This is a genomic window from Mesorhizobium sp. DCY119 (assembly GCF_003590645.1).
Taxonomy (GTDB): domain Bacteria; phylum Pseudomonadota; class Alphaproteobacteria; order Rhizobiales; family Rhizobiaceae; genus Mesorhizobium_M.
Genome location: NZ_CP031834.1, coordinates 2405979 through 2425128, shown reverse-complemented (window position 1 = coordinate 2425128; position 19150 = coordinate 2405979). Strand labels below are relative to the sequence as shown.

At 62.0% G+C, this 19150-nt stretch carries 14 protein-coding genes; 5 read left to right on the top strand and 9 right to left on the bottom strand.

The genetic code is table 11. The features are described from left to right. Position 1 precedes the first annotated feature (1 nt). The 5 genes from paaC to DZG07_RS11660 form a co-directional block, all read right to left on the bottom strand. Positions 2 to 772 carry a 1,2-phenylacetyl-CoA epoxidase subunit PaaC gene (gene paaC, locus DZG07_RS11680; RefSeq protein WP_119817188.1) on the bottom strand — a complete coding sequence of 257 codons (771 nt, stop codon included), beginning with the start codon at positions 770 to 772 and terminating at the stop codon, positions 2 to 4. Continuing rightward, positions 772 to 1056 (bottom strand): 1,2-phenylacetyl-CoA epoxidase subunit PaaB, encoded by a 285-nt coding sequence (paaB, locus tag DZG07_RS11675; protein ID WP_091912491.1) that lies wholly within the window; start codon positions 1054 to 1056, stop codon positions 772 to 774. The genes paaC and paaB overlap by 1 nt, the downstream gene beginning before the upstream one ends. Positions 1057 to 1101: 45 nt before the next feature. Beyond that, positions 1102 to 2106 carry a 1,2-phenylacetyl-CoA epoxidase subunit PaaA gene (gene paaA / locus DZG07_RS11670; protein WP_091912489.1) on the bottom strand — a complete coding sequence of 335 codons (1005 nt, stop codon included), beginning with the start codon at positions 2104 to 2106 and terminating at the stop codon, positions 1102 to 1104. A 26-nt stretch (positions 2107 to 2132) separates the two neighbouring features. Continuing rightward, the gene (gene pcaF, locus DZG07_RS11665; RefSeq protein WP_119821645.1) at positions 2133 to 3338 is read right to left on the bottom strand and encodes a 3-oxoadipyl-CoA thiolase; all 1206 of its coding nucleotides are present in this window, start codon (positions 3336 to 3338) and stop codon (positions 2133 to 2135) included. 164 nt (positions 3339 to 3502) lie between these two features. After that, positions 3503 to 4519: an AraC family transcriptional regulator gene (locus tag DZG07_RS11660; RefSeq protein ID WP_119817185.1), complete on the bottom strand. Its 1017-nt coding sequence runs from the start codon at positions 4517 to 4519 to the stop codon at positions 3503 to 3505. Positions 4520 to 4853: 334 nt separating this feature from the next. Here DZG07_RS11660 and DZG07_RS11655 point away from each other — a divergent pair, with 334 nt between their 5' ends. From DZG07_RS11655 to DZG07_RS11635, 5 genes are read left to right on the top strand one after another with little or no spacing between them, the layout of a single operon-like run. After that, the gene (locus DZG07_RS11655) at positions 4854 to 7010 is read left to right on the top strand and encodes a TonB-dependent siderophore receptor (protein WP_245429622.1); all 2157 of its coding nucleotides are present in this window, start codon (positions 4854 to 4856) and stop codon (positions 7008 to 7010) included. After that, positions 7004 to 8191 carry an ABC transporter substrate-binding protein gene (locus tag DZG07_RS11650; RefSeq protein WP_119817179.1) on the top strand — a complete coding sequence of 396 codons (1188 nt, stop codon included), beginning with the start codon at positions 7004 to 7006 and terminating at the stop codon, positions 8189 to 8191. The genes DZG07_RS11655 and DZG07_RS11650 overlap by 7 nt, the downstream gene beginning before the upstream one ends. After that, positions 8188 to 9243 carry an iron ABC transporter permease gene (locus tag DZG07_RS11645; protein ID WP_119817176.1) on the top strand — a complete coding sequence of 352 codons (1056 nt, stop codon included), beginning with the start codon at positions 8188 to 8190 and terminating at the stop codon, positions 9241 to 9243. Before DZG07_RS11650 ends, DZG07_RS11645 begins: the two co-directional genes overlap by 4 nt. Further along, positions 9240 to 10064 carry an ABC transporter ATP-binding protein gene (locus DZG07_RS11640; RefSeq protein WP_119817173.1) on the top strand — a complete coding sequence of 275 codons (825 nt, stop codon included), beginning with the start codon at positions 9240 to 9242 and terminating at the stop codon, positions 10062 to 10064. Before DZG07_RS11645 ends, DZG07_RS11640 begins: the two co-directional genes overlap by 4 nt. Before the next feature lie 22 nt (positions 10065 to 10086). Further along, the gene (locus DZG07_RS11635) at positions 10087 to 11190 is read left to right on the top strand and encodes a siderophore-interacting protein (protein WP_119817170.1); all 1104 of its coding nucleotides are present in this window, start codon (positions 10087 to 10089) and stop codon (positions 11188 to 11190) included. 10 nt (positions 11191 to 11200) lie between these two features. Here the strand turns inward: DZG07_RS11635 and DZG07_RS11630 are convergent, their stop codons facing one another. The 4 genes from DZG07_RS11630 to DZG07_RS11615 form a co-directional block, all read right to left on the bottom strand. Beyond that, on the bottom strand, positions 11201 to 11584 hold the full coding sequence (locus DZG07_RS11630) for a YciI family protein (RefSeq protein ID WP_119817167.1): 384 nt from the start codon (positions 11582 to 11584) through the stop codon (positions 11201 to 11203). A gap of 98 nt (positions 11585 to 11682) precedes the next feature. Then, a complete protein-coding gene (locus DZG07_RS11625) occupies positions 11683 to 14859 on the bottom strand; it encodes a multidrug efflux RND transporter permease subunit (protein WP_119817164.1) in 3177 nt (1058 codons plus the stop codon). Continuing rightward, positions 14856 to 16052, bottom strand: coding sequence for an efflux RND transporter periplasmic adaptor subunit (locus tag DZG07_RS11620; RefSeq protein ID WP_119817161.1), 1197 nt, complete (start codon positions 16050 to 16052; stop codon positions 14856 to 14858). The genes DZG07_RS11625 and DZG07_RS11620 overlap by 4 nt, the downstream gene beginning before the upstream one ends. 233 nt (positions 16053 to 16285) lie before the next feature. Beyond that, entirely contained in the window at positions 16286 to 19105 is a 2820-nt protein-coding gene (locus DZG07_RS11615) for an autotransporter serine protease (protein ID WP_119817158.1), read from the bottom strand. Between the last annotated feature and the right edge of the window lie 45 nt (positions 19106 to 19150).

Sequence of the window (19150 nt, the reverse complement as noted above, 5' to 3'; positions counted from 1 at the left end):
CCTACCAGTTCGCGCCGGGATAGGCGCGCTGCAGGAACTGCATTTCGGCCAGGATGAAGCCCAGATGCTCCGAATGGACGCCTCGCTTGCCGCCCTTCTGCATGTAAGCCTTTTCCGGCAGCTTCAGCGTGGCGTCGACCAAGGTGCGCGCGACATGCTGTTCCCAGGCCGTGCGCAGTTCCTCCGGCGAAGGCGCTATTCCTGCAGCGGCAAGTTCGTCGTCCACCACGTCACCCGTGAACATTTCACCCGTATAGGGCCAGAGGAACTCCAGCGCCGCCTGCATGCGCTCGCGGCTCTCCTTGGTGCCATCGCCCAGACGCACCACAAGATCGGCGCTGCGCTGCAGGTGATAAGCCACCTCCTTCGCCGCCTTCTCGGCGATCTCGGCGACGCGTTTGTCGCTCGATCCGGTCAATGCCTTCAGCAGAGGCAGGTGCCAGGCGTCGAACAGATACTGCCGCATGACGGTGCGGCCGAAATCGCCGCTCGGCTGCTCGACCAGCAAAAGGTTGCGATAGCCGGCAGCGTCGCGCAGGAAGGCGAGGTTGTCAGGTGAACGCCCACCACCTTCGGCTTCGCTGGCAAGGCCGAGCCAGAGTTGGGTCTGGCCGATCAGGTCGAGCGCGGTGTTGGCCAGCGCTATGTCTTCCTCCAGAGCCGGCGAATGACCGCACCATTCCGAGTTGCGGTGGCCGAGGATGAGACAGGTGTCGCCCATCCTGAGCGCAAATTCGGCGACGGCCGATGATGTAGCGGGTGCGGTCGACATCACATATGCCCCACTTCGTCCGGCACGTCGAAGAAGGTGGGATGCCGGTAGACTTTGGAATTGGCCGGATCGAACAGCGGGCCTTTTTCCGACGGTGCACTGGCGACGACATCCGACGAGCGCACCACCCAGATACTCACGCCCTCGTTGCGGCGTGTGTAGACATCGCGCGCATTGTTGATCGCCATCTCGGCATCGGGTGCATGAAGGCTGCCGACATGCCGGTGGTTAAGGCCATGCTGGCCGCGGATGAAAACTTCCCACAGGGGCCATTCGCTGGACATTGGTTTACTCCCAACTCGATCTCGCTTGAGGCTTTCGCTAGCGTCCTATTCGGCCGCGATCCTGACTTCTTTTCGCCGAGCCGCCTGCTTGTCGGCGTAGGCGGTCAGGCCGTCGCGGAACCAGGCACCCTCGTCCCAGGCGCTATTGCGAGCGGCCAGTCGCTCGCGATTGCAGGGACCGTTGCCGGCGACCACCTCGAAGAATTCGGTCCAGTCCGGCTCACCGAAATCGTGACCACCCTTCTCCTCGTTCCATTTGAGTTCCGGATCGGGAATGGCGAGACCGAGGAACTTCGCCTGCGGCGCGGTCTGGTCGACGAATTTCTGGCGCAGCTCGTCGTTGGAATCCTGCTTGATGTTCCAGGCCATGGATTGCGCCGAATGGACCGAGTCGCTGTCGGACGGCCCGAACATCATCAGTGACGGCCACCACCAGCGGTTCAGTGCGTCCTGCGCCATCGCCTTCTGCGCTTCCGTGCCCTTGCAAAGCACGGTCATGATGTCGAAGCCCTGACGCTGGTGGAAGCTCTCCTCCTTGCAGATGCGCACCATAGCGCGGGCATACGGGCCATAGGAGCAGCGCTGCAGCGGCACCTGGTTCATGATCGCCGCGCCATCCACCAGCCAGCCGATCGCGCCGATGTCGGCCCAAGTCAGCGTCGGATAGTTGAAGATCGAGGAATATTTGGCTTTGCCCGAATGGAGCTGCTCGTACATCTCGTCGCGGCTTATGCCGAGCGTTTCCGCGGCACAGTACAAATAGAGCCCGTGACCGGCCTCGTCTTGTACCTTGGCGAGCAGGATGGCCTTGCGCTCCAGCGTCGGCGCCCGCGTGATCCAGTTTCCCTCCGGCAACTGGCCGACGATCTCTGAATGGGCGTGCTGGCTGATCTGGCGGATCAACGTCTTGCGATAGGCCTCCGGCATCCATTCCTTCGGCTCGATCTTCTGGCCGTCATTGATGCGCTCCTGAAAGGCGCGCTCCTGCGGCTCCATCTCGTCGAGGCTGCGCACCCGGGCGGCATCCGTCTTGACCATCTGTGCATACATCGCGTCGTCTCCTTCCGGTTCGCGCGTCAGACGCGCTCGAGGATCAATGCAATTCCCTGCCCGACACCCACGCACATCGTGCAGAGCGCGTAACGCCCGCCGCTGCGCTGGAGCTGCCATGTCGCGGTGGTGACCAGCCGCGCGCCGCTCATGCCGAGCGGATGGCCAAGCGCGATGGCGCCGCCATTGGGGTTCACATGCGCAGCGTCGTCCGGCAGGCTGAGTTCGCGCAGAACCGCAAGCGCCTGGGCTGCGAAAGCCTCGTTGAGTTCGATCACATCCATCTGGCCAAGCTCCAGGCCGGCGCGGGCCAAGACCTTGCGCACGGCAGGCACCGGGCCGATACCCATGATGCGGGGTTCAACGCCTGCGGCGGCCATTGCGACCACACGGGCACGCGGCGTCAGGCCGTTGGCTGTGGCTGCGCGTTCGCTGGCTACGACAAGCGCTGCCGCGCCGTCATTCACGCCGGAGGCGTTGGCGGCGGTGACGCTGAGGTCCGGTCCATTGACGCCCTTCAACCTGGCGAGTTGTTCCAGTGAGGCATCCGGCCTCGGATGTTCGTCGCGGTCGACAAGCACCGGGTCGCCCTTCTTCTGCGGCACCGGCACAGGCACGATCTCGTCGGCGAAACTGTTTGCAGCTTGCGCAGCCGCCCAGCGCTGCTGACTGCGCAGCGCGAAGGCATCCTGATCTGCGCGCAAAACGCCGAAGTCGGCTGCGACATTGTCAGCGGTCTCCGGCATGGAATCGATACCGAACGTCTTCTTCATCCTCGGATTGACGAAACGCCAGCCGATGGTCGTATCGTAGACTGCATTCGAGCGCGAAAAGGCAGCGTCTGCCTTCGGCATGACGAAGGGCGCACGCGACATGCTCTCGACACCACCCGCGATCATGAAATCGCAGTCGCCGGCCCGGATCGACCGCGCGGCCAGCCCAACCGCATCAAGCCCGGAGCCGCAGAGACGGTTCACCGTCGTGCCGGGCACTTCGACGGGCAAGCCCGAGAGCAGTGCTGCCATGCGCGCAACATTGCGGTTGTCCTCACCGGCCTGGTTGGCGCAGCCATAGATGACGTCGTCCACCTGAGACCAATCCGCCGCGCCATTGCGCTGCATCAACGCTGCGATCGGCAGTGCAGCCAGATCGTCCGCGCGAACGCCCGACAATGCACCGCCATAGCGGCCAATAGGCGTGCGCACGGCATCGCAGACGAAAGCCTCAGGCATCAGGTCTCTCTCCCAAACCGGATCGAACAACATTATTTACCGACCGGTCGGTCACTTATTGGCATATTTCCGTCGTGAGATCAACCCTCTTCCGAGGCCACAAGGATTGATGGACATGCCGCTTCGCCTGGACCGCCTCTGCCAATGGTCTCCCGCGCCTGGCCCTATCTGGCAGTCAAGACTTCTCGAGGTGTAACGCCGAACTGCCGCTTGAAAGCAGTTGCGAAATTCGCCGGGCTTGAATAGCCGGCAATGGCACTTGCATCCTGGATGCTCGTCTCGCCGTCCTGCAAAGCCGCAAATGCAAGTTCCAGGCGCAGGCGGCGCACATATTCGAAGACGCTATGGCCTTCGGATCGGCGGAACAGACGCTGCAAGCCGCTAGCGCTAATCCCAGATTCACGCGCGATCATTTCGACATTCAGCGGCTCGGCCAGGTTGGCTGCGATCAAATCCTTGGCGCGTCGAAGGCGGGTCATTTCGTGACGCTGAAGAATGTTACTGCCGGTGGCGCGGCGGTCGGTATGCATGACCGCCATGATGGTTTCCGCAACAAGCTCCACCGCCCGCCCCTCCAGATAGAGATTGCGAAGTTCAGGCAGGAAAACCGACGGCGTGACGATTTGCCGAACCAATTCCACGACGCGGGGGGTCAATGTCCAGCGATGGTCGGCGAGATTGTCCTTGAGCAGGCTGGCGGCAAGCCGATTGTCGCGTACTTCCTCCAGCCCTTCGAAATTGAGCCAGTCCGGCGTGGCAGACACGACGAGATGGCGAACATGCTGGCCACCCATCGAAGCCCGCTCGAAGCTTTCGGAACCGGTGCTCATGATCGCTGCGCCTTTTATCGCGCTGCGCTGGTCGCCTTTGAACTGGAAGCGGCGGTCACCGATCTTGAGATCAACCTCACCGTCGAGAAAGAAAATGCAGGACAGTTCCTGCCGCTGGCGCGATGTGATGGTGAAAGGGCGTTCTTCGATGGCATCGCTGATATGCAGGACCAGGCCGCGGCGCAGCTCCTGATGCAGGAACTCGCCCTCGATCAGCGTGTCCTCCATCGAAAGCCGGTCGTCCGTGCTGTCTACAACGACGCCATCACGTCGCATGAAATCGCGAACGAGAACGCGCTTGTTGCCACCGGGGTCGAAGCTGTCGTCCCGCACGCCAGAGAACGAGCTCATCGGCAATGCCTTTCCAGTTTTCTCGGCGATCGTACTTGCTCACGGATTACGGAGTGAGCGCGGCGATGGCGCCGAGACGAATTTTGTTGGCCTGCAAATGTTTTTGATCGCCGCACAAAGGTTCGGACGTTGTCAGCAATGCCATGTTGCCATACTCACTAGGTTAACTTGATTATTATTGTCAAGTTAATGGGGTATTATCATGGCTTGGTTTGGGACAGGGACGATCGTGGGCGATACGGATATCTTGCAAGTGCAATCATCGATGGGAGCCAAACGCCGCTCTCTGTTGCTGGCATCCACTGTGATTTGCGGTGTTTGTGGCACATTCGTGTTGCCTGCCACTGCCCAGCAAGGCGGCGACGCAGCGTCCGCCAGCACGGCCGATTCCAGCGTGACGACGCTCGACACGGTTGTCGTTGAGGGTGGCGGGTCCGGCACGGGAATAGTCGCCAAACGCGCCAAGAGCGCTTCCAAGACGGACACCTCCATTCTCGAAACGCCGCAGGCGGTGAGCGTGATTACCCGTGATCAGATGGATGCGCAGGGGGCCAACACGGTTGCAGAGGCTCTGCGCTACACACCCGGTGTCTTTGCCGACCCGAATGGCTATGACGTGCGCTATGACTGGCTCTACATAAGAGGTTTCAACTCATATGGCACGATGTGGCTCGATGGGCTCGCTGTCGCCGGCGACCCGAACAATTACGCCACGCCGAGCATAAACTCCTACGCGCTGGAACGCGTCGAAGTGCTGAAAGGACCGGCCTCCGTGCTTTACGGACGCACCGTCCCCGGGGGCCTTGTCAATCAGGTCAGCAAGCGGCCTCAGTCGACACCTTATCGCGAGGTCTCCCTACAAACGAGTGGCTTCGGCGGCATCCAGGGCGCGGTCGACATGACCGGCCCGCTGACGGAAGACGGTGATTGGTCGTACCGATTGACCGGGCTTGCGAAGAACATGAACACCCAGATCGACCACGAGCGCGATCGGCAGCTGATGCTGGCGCCAAGCCTGACCTGGAGCCCCACGGCACAAACGTCGCTGACGCTGTATGGCTACTACCAGCATGACCGGCCGGTTTTCAGCCCGCGCTTCTATCCTGCGATCGGAACTCTGCTTCCCAACCCGGCCGGGCAAATCCCGCGTGATGTATTCCTCGGCGACCCGGACTGGGGCGGCTTCGAACGCGACTATTTCCATCTCGGCTATGAATTCGAGCACGCCTTCAACGAGACCTGGACCGTTCGTCAAAACCTGCGTTACGGGCGTTCGGATCAGCATATGGATCTGGTGCTGGTCAATCCGGCATTCGCCTATTCGGGCGCGCCGTCGAGCCACCTGGACAGGGTTTCCGCCATCTCCGACGACTGGACCTCGACCTTCGCGGTGGACACGCAGGCCGAGGCAAAGTTCCAGACCGGCGCGCTCGACCATACGGTGCTGTTCGGCCTGGATTACGTGCGCGGCATATCCGACACCAACTTCGGCAACACCGGATGGGGTGTCTCGGTGCCGGGGATTGACTATCTCGATCCCATATATGGCCAGCCCATCCCCGTAGCCCCTGTGACAGCGTCAGCATTGCAAAAGCAGGATCAGGTGGGTCTCTATGTACAGGACCAGGTGCGCTACGGCGGCTGGGTCGGCACCTTCGGCCTGCGCTCCGACATGTCGGATATCGATACCACCAATCGGATAACCGATGCACCGACCGTCACGACCAGCGACAATGCGCTGACCGGACGCGCCGGCTTGACCTACCTGTTCGACAACGGTCTCGCTCCCTATGCGAGCTATTCGACCTCATTCCTGCCTCTTCTGGGAACCGACCCGTCTGGAAATCCCTTCGAGGCCCAGACCGCTGATCAGTTCGAGATCGGCGTCAAATATGAGCCCGCCGGCGGTCGTGGCTTGGTGACGGTGTCGCTGTTCCAGTTGACGCATGAGAACGCGCTGACGCCTGCCCCAACCGATCCCAATCCGACGCGGCCGAGCCAGTATGTGCAGGGTGGAAAGCAGCGCGTCCGCGGCATCGAGATCGAGGGCAAGTATGAACTGACCCCGGAAATCAGCCTGATGGCAGCCTACGCCTATTCTGACTCCGAGGTTCTGCAATCCAACAACCCGGTTTCGGTCGGACGCGAAATGCTGCGCTTGCCCGAGCATCAGGCAAGCCTGTGGGCGATCTACAGCCCCGACGGCGTGCCGGGCCTGTCGCTGAGCGCCGGCGTGCGGGCGACATCGTCCTATCAGACCGACGTTACCTATCTGGAGCAGTTGCGCATCCCGGCACGCGCACTGGTCGATATTGGTGCGGAGTATGATTTCGGGGGCATTCGCAAGGACCTCGAAGGCACCAAACTCAGGATCAACGTTACCAATCTATTCGATGAGAAATACGTTTCGCACTGCCTCAACATCACCGGCGGCAGCTGTAATTACGGGGCGGGACGCGCGATTACGGCCAACCTGAAGTACACATGGTGAGGCATCCATACCGCCTGAGCGTGAAAGGGGCCGCCTGGTTTTCAGCGGCCCTCGCCCGTTACTGCCTTGTCCTTCTCGCTGCACTCTTCGCGATAGCATGGGGTGGCCTTCACGACGCGCGCGCCGAGATCGTACTGACCGATGCTACGGGCCGTGAGGTGCGTCTTGCCGCACCCGCGACGCGTATCGTGACCAATGAAAGTCTGTTGCTGCTCTCTCTCGCACTGATCGACCCCGACCCAGTGGCCAGACTTGCTGGCTGGGCCACGCCACGGCGCGTCGATCGCGGAATGTATGAGGCGTTCCGCAAGCGGTTTCCGGCGATAGACGATATTCCAGTCGTTGGTGGCGTCGTTCCCGCCAACGTTTCCGTCGAGACGATATTGAGTGCTCGCCCGGATCTCTTCGTCGTCAGCCTCTGGCAGCCTGGTTGGGAAAGCGTGACCGGAAGGTTGAACGCAGCCGGTGTCCCCGTCATCTTCCTGGACGGGCCCGAGAACGCCGCACGAGACCCTGCCGAAGCTACATCCTTTTCGATCAGGCTTCTGGGCAAAGCGATCGGACGGGAGGTGCAGGCCGGCGAATTTGCCGATTTCGTTATGAAGCGCTACCAGGCCGTGGCCGAGCGCCTCGAAGGTGTCGAGCAGCGCCCGAATGCGATCATCGATGCCCATGCAGGCGCGCTTTGCTGCGCGACACCCGGCGCGGAAAACCGCCTGACGCAATTTATGCAGCTTGCAGGCGGCCATAGCATCGGCGCCGACACGGTGCCCGGATATGATGGCCAGCTGAGCGCCGAATACGTATTGGGCGTGGATCCGCAAGTCTATATCGGCACGGGAGGGCCGCATCTGGCGGCACAGGGCGGCCTTGTGGTCGGCGGCGGGATCGATGCTCAAGCGGCGCGCGCCTCGCTGCGCTCAGTGGTCGGCCGCCACCTTCTGGGCGAACTCACCGCCGTGCGCGAGGGACGCGCCTTCGCCGTCTCGCATCAGCTTTCGATCTCGGCACTGAACGTGCTTATGCTCGAGTGCTTTGCAAAATGGACGCATCCGGATTTGTTCGCCGAACTCGATCCTGCAGAGACGCTGGCCGAAATAAACCGCCGGTTCATGGCGGTTCCGATCGAAGGCACGTTCTGGATCGGCCTCGAAGACGAGACGGTCCGCCAACAGCCATGAGCCCGACAGTTGATCAAAGCGCGATCCTGCATTACCGCCGGACGAGACGCCGCCGCATCCTGCTCACCCTGCTGCTCGTCTCGATCTGCATGGTCGCATTCTTTGCCGACCTCGTGGTCGGGCCTTCCGGACTTGGGGTCCGGGAGACGCTCAATGCGCTGTTTGGCATTGGCGATGTCGCCCGCCGCATCGACGTGATCGTATGGCAGGTTCGTGTACCGACGAGCGCGATGGCGCTTCTGGTGGGCGCGGCCCTTGCGCTGGCAGGCGCGGAGATGCAGACCATACTGGGCAATCCGCTGGCAGAACCGTTCACGCTGGGCGTTTCCTCCTGCGCGGCGCTCGGAGCCGCGGTTGCCATCGTGCTTGGATTGTCGTTCCCCTTCGTTCCCGTAGGCTGGACCATCTCGGCCAATGCCTTCCTGTTCGCGCTCGCCTCGCTCGGTTTGATCCACGTGCTGGCGAAGATACGCGGCGCAGGCCCGCAAACGCTGATCCTTTTCGGCATAGCGCTTGGCTTTTCTGCTGGTGCGCTGCTTTCGCTCCTGCAATTCGTGGCATCTGCGGACGCGCTGCAGCAACTCGTTTTCTGGAGCATGGGCAGCCTCGCGCGCGCCGATAGCCACAGCGCATTGATCGTATTCATCGTGCTGGCGGCAACGGCTCCGTTTTCATTCGCGGCTTCCTGGCGCCTCACGGTCCTGCGGTTCGGCGAAGAACGTGCCCAAAGCCTCGGCGTCGATATTGGCCGGCTGCGGTTGACCTCTCTTTTGCGTATCAGCCTGCTTTCGGCGACTGCCGTAGCCTTTGTGGGGATTATCGGCTTCGTCGGGCTCGTGGGGCCGCATATTGCGCGCATGCTGGTTGGCGAGGACCACCGCTTCCTGCTGCCGGCCAGTATGGCTGTCGGCGCGCTGGTCATGCTGCTGGCCTCCCTTGCCTCAAAGATGATCGTGTCCGGCGTGCTGATACCCATCGGGATCGTGACGGCGCTGGTGGGCCTGCCCGTATTCTTCGTGCTTGTGCTGCGCCAGTATGGGGCAGGCCGATGAAGGCGAAGGAAAACGCTTTTCTGAGCGTGCGGGATCTTCATGCAGGCTACGGCGCACGGAACGTCATCGCAGGACTCAGCCTGCCACCGCTGAAACCCGGACGGCTCGTCGCCCTCGTCGGACCGAATGCCGCAGGCAAGTCCACGCTCCTGCGCGCCATGGCGCATTTGATCAGCGCGCGCGGTGAAATAAAGCTGGGCGAGATCGACCTCATGGATATGCGGCCGGCCCCGCGCGCGACAATGATCGGCTTCATGCCCCAAAGCCTGCCCGACAATGTTTCGCTGAGCGTCCTCGAAACGATAATCGCCGCACTGAGGGTGACGGGTGCCTGCGATGGCGGTCAACCCATCGAGGAGCGCGCGCTGGGCGTCCTGGAAAGGCTCGGCGTTTCCTATCTCGCCTCCCAAAGGCTCGACATGCTTTCCGGCGGGCAAAAGCAGGTGGCGAGCCTCGCACAGGCTATCGCCTGCGAACCGGCCGTCCTGCTCCTGGATGAGCCCACAAGTGCGCTCGATCTGGCCCGGCAATTCTTCGTTATGCGCATGGTCAAGGATTATGCCGCCGCCGGCCGGATTGTGGTGGCGGTGCTGCACGATCTGGCGCTCGCAGCTCAATGGGCGGACGAGATGATCGTGCTGGCGCATGGCGCGCTGCATAGCGCCGGCCCGCCAGCCGAAATCGTCACACCGACGATGCTGGCCGAGGTCTATGAGATCGAGTCCCGCGTGGAGCGCTGCTCCGAAGCTCGGCTTCAAATCATGGTCGACGGTGTCGTGCCGCATGCGTCACGCCGCGCCTCGATTTCAAAGAATAACTGACAGATCAAAGGGAGTTTCGGTGATGAAGGAATTTGTCGCGCAGGCCCGCATCGCTCTTGCCGACCCTGAAACGGTAATCGCCCCCTTTTGCGAACATATGGTCGAGCACGGAGCATCCGTGGAGGCGTGCAATGGCGAACACGTCGTGCGTTTCGCCAATTCGCGCGCCCGTTTTTCGCACGAGGCCGACGTTATGCGTATCGATGCAACCGCCGCGAGCCTTGAAGAGCTTTATTTCATCCGCTTGACGGTTGCCTCGCATATCGTCGAGTTCGCCGGAGCGCAGACCCCGGAGATCTCATGGACAGGCGACGGCGGCGATTTCGTACGCCCACCCAACTTCCAGATTCTTCGGATCGTCGGTGTCCGCAACGTGACGCCACATATGCGCCGGATCATGTTTTCGGGCGCGAATATCGACCGGCTCACCAATATGAGCGCGTTGCATCTCAACATACTGGTCCAGCACCCTGACCTGACCGAGCCGCAGTGGCCGAGCGTCGGCGCCAATGGTCTGGTCAGGTGGCAGGACCCGGAACGCCGGCCCTCGTTCCGCAAATACACTGTGCGCTCGTTCGACCTTCCGGCGGGCACAATCGATATAGATTTCGTGATCCATGCCGATGCAGGACCGGGATCGACATTCGCCGAACACGCAAAGGCCGGCGATCAGGTCGGCATCGTCGGACCGGGCGGCGGTGGCCTCGTCGATGCCGAATGGTACCTTTTTGCCGGAGACGAGACCGCGCTGCCGGCAATCGGGCGCATGCTGGAAAACCTGCCGGAAAATGCACGGGGCAAGGCGCTCATCGAAGTCGCGGACGAAAGTGAAATTCAGCCGCTTTCCTTCAAGGCCGGAATCGAGGTCGAATGGCTCTGCCGCAATGGGGCAATGGCAGGCACCACGCAATTGCTAGCCGATGCCGTGCGACGCACAGCGTTTCCAGCCGATGGCACTTCCGTCTACGCTTGGGCGGGATGCGAGTTCGAAGCCTTTCGCGCGATCCGCGCCTATCTCCGCAAGGAACGTGGCCTGAGTAAGCAAGAAAATCTCATTGTCTCCTATTGGCGCCGCGGCAAAAGCGAAGACGATGCAGGAAAAGGAGCGGATAGCGAGGACGCGTGAGAGAAGCTTGCTAGCTCTCCTCCCAGGCCGTCAGCGGCGCACCGGGGACATAGAGTGAAATCGGCCGGATTTCATACACCGCCGTCGGATTGGCGCGACGCAGGTCGCGCGCCGCTGCGACGGCAGCCTCGAGCGTCGGGAAATCCACCACGTAAAAGCCGAGCAACTGCTCCTTGGTCTCGGCAAAGGGGCCGTCCGTGACCAAACCGGCACCCTCCCCGCGCAAGGTCACGGCACCCTGTGTCGGGCCGAGCCGTGCGGCTGGGCCCAGACGCTTTTCCCCGACGAGGCGATCGTTGACCTGAAGCAGTTCAGCCATCAGCGCCGCATCCTCCTCTTCGGTCCAGGATTCGACCACTCCTTCCTCGTGATAAGCCAGGATGGCGTAGAACATCGATCGTCTCTCCCTGTTTCAGTCAATTTTCGCCAAACGAGCCGCATCGCGGATAATCCTGGAAGACCAAGCGTATCCGACTATTGCTGCCGCTGGCTTTAGATATCGGCCCCCCGAACCACCGCCGCCTCTTCCTCCAGCTTCCGGTATGGGAAAAGCCGCCGAAGCGTCACGTAGAACACCGGCGTCAGGAACAGGCCGACGATCGTCACGCCAAGCATGCCTGAGAACACCGCCGTTCCCAGTGATTGCCGCATTTCAGCGCCCGGCCCGGTGGCGATCATCAGCGGCACGACACCCAGGATGAAGGCGAAGGCGGTCATCAGGATCGGCCGCAATCGCAGCCGGGCAGCTTCCACTGCCGCTTCGACCGCAGACGCGCCGCGCTCCTGGCCCTGTCGGGCAAACTCGACGATCAGGATGGCGTTCTTGGCGGCGAGACCCACAAGAACCACCAGGCCGATCTGCACCAGCACGTTGTTGTCCAGTCCGCGGAAGGCCACGCCGATCAGTGCCGCCAGCACGCCGAGCGGCACGATGAGCACGATCGCGAACGGCATGATCCAGCTCTCATATTGAGCTGACAGCGCAAGAAAGACGAACAGCACCGACAGCCCGAAAATCAGGATCGCCGTGTTGCCGGTCTGGCTTTCCTGTAAGGCAAGTTCCGTCCACTCGAACGACGTTCCCTGTGGCAGCGTCTGCGTTGCAACCGTCTCCATCGCCTTCAGCGCATCACCGGTGGAGACGCCCGGCGCGGCGTTGCCCTGCACCGGCACCGAGACATACATGTTGTAGCGCTGCACCAGCGACGGCCCGGTCACGTCGCGGATCTCCACCAGAGTGCCCAGCGGCACCAACGCGCCTGTAGCCGATCGGACCTTCAGTTTCAGAATGTCGTCGCGCTCCAGGCGAAACGCCTGATCCGCCTGCGCCCGGACCTGATAAACACGTCCGAACGCATTGAAATCATTGACATAGGCAGTGCCGAGATTGATCGAGAGCGTCTCGAATATGTTGGGGATCGGCACATTCAGGATGCGGGCCTTGTCGCGATCGATCTCCAGGAAGAACTGCGGGCTGGAGGCCGAGAAAGTGGTGAACACACCCGTCAGACCCGGCGTCTGGTTGGCCTTGCCGGCAATCTCATAGGCGAGCGCCAGTATCGGCCGCATGTCGGCGCTGTTGCGTTCCTGCAGCATCATCTTGAAGCCACCCGAATTGCCGATGCCGGGCACCGGCGGCGGCGGCAGAGCTATGATGAACGCCTCCTGGATCGATTGCAGGCTGCCATACAGGTTGCCGATGATCTGTCCGGACGACTGGCCTTCTTTCAGCCTTTCCTCGAAGCTGTTGAAGGCGGCAAAGATCACGCCCGAATTACTGGCATTGGTGAAGGTCGCGCCGGAGAAGCCGGCAAATGCAACGGCATTGGCGACGCCGGGCGTCTTCCTGATGATTTCCGATGCCTTCTGGACGACGGCGTCGGTTCTGCCCAGTGAGGAACCTTCCGGCAGTTGCACCACGACGATGGCATAGCCCTGATCCATCTGCGGGATGAAGCCGCGCGGCACCGTCTGCAGCATATAGACCGTGGCGTAAATCAAGGCGGCAAAGACCAGCAGCATCGTAAGCAACGCTGCCCACGAACCGACGAGCAGATGCACCAGCTTGGCATAGCCATGCGAAAGCTTGTCGAAGCCGTTGTTGAAGCCGTCCGCAAGCGCGCGGCCCCACCGGGCCAGGATGAAGTTTGAATGCTCGCCATTGTGGTGAGGCTTGAACAAGGTGGCGGCCAGCGCCGGTGAAAGCGTCAGCGAATTGAAGGCTGAGATCGCCGTCGAGACCGCGATGGTGATGGCGAACTGGAGATAAAACTGGCCTGAAATGCCGGGGATGAATGCCGTCGGCACGAAGACGGAAATCAGCACCAGCGAGATCGCAAGCACAGCGGTGCCGACTTCGTCCATCGTTCGGTGGGCAGCGCGCCGCGGCGTCTGCCCGAGCGCGATGTTGCGCTCGACATTCTCGACCACGACGATTGCGTCGTCGACGACGATGCCGACCGCCAGCACGAGCCCGAAGAGCGTGAGCATGTTGAGCGAGAACCCGAAGGCATAAAGGAATGCCAATGTGCCGATCAAGGACACCGGAATCGCCACGATGGGCACAATCGCCATGCGCCAGGATTGCAGGAAGACGATGATGACGATGACGACCAGCAGGATCGCTTCGGCGATCGTCTTGTAGACCTCGTTGATCGACTCGGCGATGAACTCGGTCGGGTTGTAGACAATCTCGTAGGCGAGGCCTTTCGGGAAATCCGCCGCCAGATCGGCAACGGTTTTCTGGATCTCGTCGGCCGCCGCCAGCGCATTCGTTCCGGGCCGTTGGAAAATGCCCAGCGCCACCGCCTGCTTGCCGTTGAGATAGGAATTGGTGACATAGTCCTTGGCGCCGAGTTCGATGCGCGCCACATCCTCCAGAGAGATCAGGCGCCCTTCTGTCGACTTGACGATGACATAACGAAAGTCACGGGCATCATTGAAGCGCCCTTGCGTCGTCACCGTATATTGAAAGGCCGATCCGCCGGTGACCGGTGGCGCGCCGATCGAACCGCCGGAAACCTGCACGTTCTGCTCGCGCAATGCCTCGACCACATCGCCGGCCGTCATGCCATATGCCGACAGTTTCTCAGGGTCGAGCCAGATGCGCAGCGCATATTCGCGTTCGCCGAAGATGATGACGTCGCCGACGCCGTCCAGTCGCAACAGCACGTCGCGAATGCGCGTTCGCGCATAGTTCGAGACATAGAGCTGGTCGTAGGTGTCGTCCGGCGACAGCATGTGCACGACCATCATGAGGTCGGGCGAACTCTTGGCGGTCGTCACACCGAGCCGCCGCACCTCTTCCGGCAGGCGCGGCTCGGCCACCGAGACGCGGTTCTGCACCAGCACCTGAGCCTGATCGAGGTCGGTGCCGATCTCGAAGGTGATGGTCAATGCCATCGCGCCGGTTTCCGACGAGTAGGACGACATGTAGAGCATGTTCTCGACGCCGTTGATTTCCTGCTCGATCGGCGTCGCGACGGTAGCTGCAACTGTTTCGGCGTCCGCGCCGGGATAGGCGGCGCGCACCACGATCGTTGGCGGGGCGATCTCGGGATACTGGGCGACCGGAAGCTGCGTGTAGGCGATACCGCCGACGATCAGGAGCACGATCGAAAGGACCGCTGCGAAGATCGGGCGGTCGACGAAGAAATGAGAGAACCTCATTGCGGTTGCCCTTCGGCCTTGGGCGGCAAGGTGATCGCTTCGGGCTTGACGGTGACGCCCGGACGCACACGCACGAGCCCATTGACCACGACGGTTTCATCGCCCGTCAGGCCTTCGCGAATAACACGATAGCCGTCGATGCGCGGGCCGGTGCGGACCGGCTTTGTGGAAACCAGCCCCGCCTGGTCGACAACAAAGACGATGCGGCGGTTCTGGTCGGCGCCGATCGCCTCGTCCGGCAGCAGTACGCCGGGATGCGGCAACGAACCCGGCACATTGATGCGGCCGAACATGCCCGGCTGCAGCATCCCCTCCTTATTGTCGAAGCGGGCGCGGGCGCGCATCGTGCCGGTCGCCTCGTCCAGCCGGTTCTCAGCAAAGTCCAGCTTGCCTTTGACGGCGGCCTCGTTCTGGTCGGCCACCCGAACCGAAACGTCGATGCCGCCTCCCCCTTCCTGAATGGAGCCGCCGCGCTGACGCGCATCGCGGGCATAGGAGAAGTAGGCCCGCTCATCGATGTCGAAATAGAAGTCGATGGGGTCAAGCGCGACGATGGTGGTGAGCAGGGTCGAGTCCGGCTGGACGAGATTGCCCTGCGAGACCAGCCTACGGCCAATGCGGCCCGATAGCGGCGATTTGATCTCGGTGAATTCCATGTTGAGGCTGGCGGTGCGCAATGCGGCCTCGGCGCCCTGATGCTGGGCCTGCGCGGAGAGGAACTCGCGCCGGCGGTCATCGAGCGTGGAGGCGGAAAGATTGCCGGACTTAGCCAGCTGCTCGGCCCGGTCGAGCTGCATCTTGGAGAATTCGAGCAGGCTCGTCGCCACATCCACCTGCGACTTCGCCGCGTCAAAGGCGGCCTGGTAAGGGCGCTGGTCTATGGTGAAAAGCGGATCGCCTTTCGCCACCATCTGGCCGTCGCGGAAATGTATGTCCGCCAGGTAGCCGGCCACACGCGAGCGGATCGCGACATCGTCGATTGCATCGAAACGCCCGACGAATTCATCGTCTTCGACGATATCGCGCACTACAGGCTTGGCGACCGTTACGGTTGGCGGCGGCGGCTGTTGGGCGAAGGCACTGCCGGACAGGCTGAAGGTCAGGCCCAGCAAACCACCAAGCGCAAGGCGCCATAACGGTCTTCTTCGGCACTTGATGGAAAGGTAGGACAATCTGCCTGCTATGCTTTCCATCGGACACTCCTCATGTGACCTTTGCAAGTTATATCGATTTAAATAGCAAGACAGCCGCAAAGCAAGTGCCTGCCCACGAGACAAGCACAGTTGCCAGCAATGAGCTGCGCCGCAATCGCGGATTGCGGGTCAACTCCTCGATCAAAGAAATGATGCAGCGGCGACCCACTGACAATTACTTCTGAAATCGCCGTCCTGACCTGAAAAACTGAAGCTCTTCAGGTCGATAGGGATCAGAACCTCACGGCTAGGTCGAGCTTGAAGCTGTGGTCCTGTGCCTTGCTGGCAAGCTGGCCGGCATAGGCGAAGCCGAGCGTTGCTGATTTCGCGATCTGGAGATCCAGTCCGGCTTCGATCGCGAGTGCGTCCGTGGCGATCGGCAGACCCTCGATCGCGAAAGGCGTGCCGCCGGCAAAGGCGAAGGCGGAGGTCGGCACGGTGTCGCCGAAGGCGTGCCGCCAGCCCAGCATGCCGCGGGCGGTTGCGCCGAGGCTTCCGATGGCAAAGTCGGTAGCGGCGTGTGCGCCGAGCGTCGTGAAGGTGACATCTATGGTGGACGCTGCGGAAACGAGGCCCATCCCGCTGCCTGTTTCGGCGAAGCCGTCCGACCTGACGCTTGCATGCGCCAGTCCGGCAAAAGGTTCCAGGCGGAGATTGCCGGCGGACAGGCGATAGCCGAGTTCACCGAAGACCTGCGCGGTGCCCGCGTCGTAGCTGGCGGTGGGCCTGCCGTCGAAATCATAGAAATAGCTGCTGAAACGAGGCGCGCGCCGGGTTTCGATGTCGTGCCATGTGTAGGCAGCGCCCGTCCGCAGGGCGACAGCGCCCCATTCGGCGCCGGCATAAAGGCCGAGGTGGATGTTCTTCGAGGAACCTGACGAGGATGTCTGCCGGCTCTCGAATGTGGTCTGGCTGTAGCCGCCGAGCACGCCGAGCCGCCAGGCGTCGCCAACAGCCGCATCGCCGCCGAACAGCACGCCGCCGATGGAGTGCTCCAGCCCTACCGCATTGTCCGTCCCGTCGCGTTCGCCCCAGGCGCCGAGCACCTGGCTCCAGACCGCGAAACGATCGGTCGTGGCAGGCGCGAGTTCCGGCCCGTCCGGGCCATAAGCCATGACCGGCAGTGCCGGCGCACCCGCATCGGCAAAGGCGGCGCGCAAGCGCGACGAAGCCGCATCACTGATGAGGTTGCTTTGTGTGACGAGCGTGCCGGCAAGCGAGGCATGAACCTCGCCGGTAAGCTGGTTGAAGGCGACGGCTGCTTCCTCTTCGTTCAGGGTCGTGATGATGCCGTAGAAAAGGCTGTTCACGCCGAGACTTTCGATGCCGCCGGCCACCGCCGCGCCATTGCGGGTGGTGGCGACATCGGCGAAGGCGACACTGTTACGCGCTACGTCGAGATAAACATTCGTCGGATCATAGGTGAGATCGAAATCGAGGAAGGCGTAGCAGTTGCAGACGTCCGCGAACTGTCCGGTGACGCTGCCATCGGCAGACAGGATCGTGTGGCGGGCATCGCCACGATAGGCGCCGGGCTCGAACGCGACATCGACCGACCCGCCCTCGATCGTGGCCGTGCCTGTAACGTCGAGACGGCTCGTGCCGTCTGGCGCGCCGAGTTCAACGACCAGCCAGCTGTTCTCGCGCTGGCGATAGTTGCCGTCGATGGTGAGCGTGCCGCCGTCGCGGTTCCAGCCGGCATAGACCGCGCCGCGGTTGTCCACATCGCCGAAGATCGTGCCGGTGCCGGAGAGCGTGCCGGCCGGATCGATGAAAGTATCGGATGCAATGCTGCCGCTGACGGCAAGCACGCCGCCGGCGATGCGGGTGTCGCCGCGATAGGTGCTGTCGCCGGTGAGAACAAGCACGCCGTCACCAGACTTAATCAGCCCGCCATTGCCGGTGATGTCGTTTTCCCAAGTGCTTTTGCCTTCGTCGATCACGGCATGGAAGTCGCCCCAATCGAACTTGCCGGGTCCGAGCACCGCCTTGCCGGCATCGAGCAGGCCGTAGCCGAAGATCTCATCGACACCGGGCGCGCCGACATCCCAGGCCGTGCCGAGCAAAACCTGGCGCACTTGCTCCATGGTCATGTAAGGAAACATTTGCGCAACCAGTGCGGCAGTGCCGGCTACAAACGGTGCAGCCAATGACGTGCCCCACTCCTTGCTGTACCCACCACCTGCGTTGGCAACCAAAATGTCGTCCCGGTCGCCTATCCAGACCCATTGGCCGCTGCTGTCGTTCCACCCCCAGCCGTCGCCGCCGCCGGGCGCTGCCAGACACCAGTTCATGGCGACGCCGCAACGGTTCGACCAACTCGATATGTTGTTGGGCGCAACCGCGGCGACAGCCAACCAGCCGGACTCCAGTTCGGGAAAATAGAAGGGCAGGCCCGCGGTTATGGCCGGTTGGCTCCACCCTTCATTTGCCGTGCCCCATATTAAAAGAGCTCCTTCGGCAACAGCACGACGATAAACCGGAAGCTCACGTTCAAAGTCGCTCTCCACTTCTTCGAAGGTAAGGTCCGTAGTGGGGCGTAAAAACGCATAGCTGTTGTTGAAGATGCGCACTCCGCGATCGACGAGCATCGAGATGCCATAAAGATCGCCATATTCGTCTCCGCCGTACCTGTTGGCAGAAACGATCGTTGCTCCGGGAGCCACGCCATGCATGCCGACTCCATCGCGATTGGCGGCAATAATGGATGCAACTGAAGTGCCGTGGTCCTCCGCGTCCACGTTCCAGGGATACGATGGATCGAAAGTGACACCCTCGACATAGCGGCCCACAAATTCAGGATGATTTATGTCAAGACCACCATCGATCAGTCCCACCAGCACGCCACTGCCATCAAGCCCCTTCGCGTAGGCTTCGGCGGCGTAGATGAAATCGAGCCCCCATTGCGCGAGATATTCCGGCGTTCTCCACGTCTCCGGACTGGCCGGGTCGCCTGCGGTCTGAGCGCTGGCGATGCCGGAAAAACTGCCGCAAAGCGCAGTCGACAAGAGAAGCGCGGCAATATGGCTCGCGCTGCGATTTCGGCTGTTCATGGGGTAACTCCGAGGCAACCTTGCGGCAACATCGGCACCGCATGC